This is a genomic window from Streptosporangium canum, from assembly GCF_900113865.1.
Lineage (GTDB): Bacteria > Actinomycetota > Actinomycetes > Streptosporangiales > Streptosporangiaceae > Streptosporangium > Streptosporangium canum.
In genome coordinates, this window is record NZ_FOQY01000090.1 from 1 (window position 1) to 1,098 (window position 1,098).

Sequence of the window (1,098 nt, forward strand, 5' to 3'; positions counted from 1 at the left end):
CCCCACACCGCGTTTCCGCTGGTGAGGGGCCTCTTTCTGCTGGTGTGGCAGGTGCAGGACTTGAACCTGCGTAGGCTGAGCCGACGGTTTTACAGGGGATTCCCGTTTACAGCCACTCATAGGCCGTGACCTGCGCCATTGGGCCATCTGGCATGCAGCTCGGTGGCAGCTATCCCGCGCATATCCCGCATGCTGTTGATCAAGCCTCAGGCCCTGCGGGGGCAGACCTCAATATTGATCCCCCATAAGCTTACGGATTAAAAGATCGGCCTTGGCTCGTTCCGGATAGTTCAATGCAGGTCAGAGGACGTGGGCGGTCCATCATCCTGAACGGCTCTGAACGCCCCTGTATTGCAACCCGAAGTGCAACCCTGGCGGGGCTGAGGAACGGATTCCTGGATCGTCTACCGTCCCCAATCAGTGCGCCATCAGCCCTTCTGTGCTTCGCAACCTGCCCAATTAATGATCTAGTAGATGTCGTGGCGCTCCGCACATCCGGATCTTTGCTCTACGTAGTTGCTGGGCGCCCGGGGTAGCTCACCCTCGATCTTGTAGATCGTACTTTCGAATCAAGTAGACCATGAGGCAGACGATCGCTATAGTGAGCGATCAAGGGCCGACGCGCTGGCCCAAACCGGATGTCTTCAGCCGTGACTGAAGAGCTATCGGCCAAGGTGCTAGGCATCGCGCTTACATGCTTCTTCCCGTTCGTGGGCATCATGCCTCTTCCTACGGCGGGGTCACGGACCTGCCGCTGTCAGGAGAAGGACATGCCGAAGAAGGACCACAGCAGAAAGAGCAAGATCCGTAGGCGCATGGCCGCCACTGGAGAGCCTTACTGGCAGGCTGCGCAGGCTATCGACGCTCTCGACAAGTGGGACTCCAGTACGGCTAGTTCTGGGGTCACATCAAAGCGAAACTACCTCGGGAAGTACATCACGAGGATAATCAAGGCGTTGGACACTTCGCCCCTCCAGGAAGAGCTGGCCAAGTCTCGCAAACGGCATGCCGCCATGATTCGCGCGGCCGCCGTGCCCGCTACGGCACGTATCCAGGAAGAGCTGGCCAAGTCTCGCGAACAGCATGCCGCCATGATTC

The 1,098-nt window shown here is 58.7% G+C and carries 1 protein-coding gene; it reads left to right on the top strand.

Features of this window, described 5'->3' with window-relative positions; all coding sequences use genetic code 11:
* Positions 1 to 770: 770 nt before the first annotated feature.
* On the top strand, positions 771 to 1,098 hold a 328-nt coding region (locus BM085_RS42550), incomplete at its 3' end, for a hypothetical protein (RefSeq protein ID WP_143121351.1).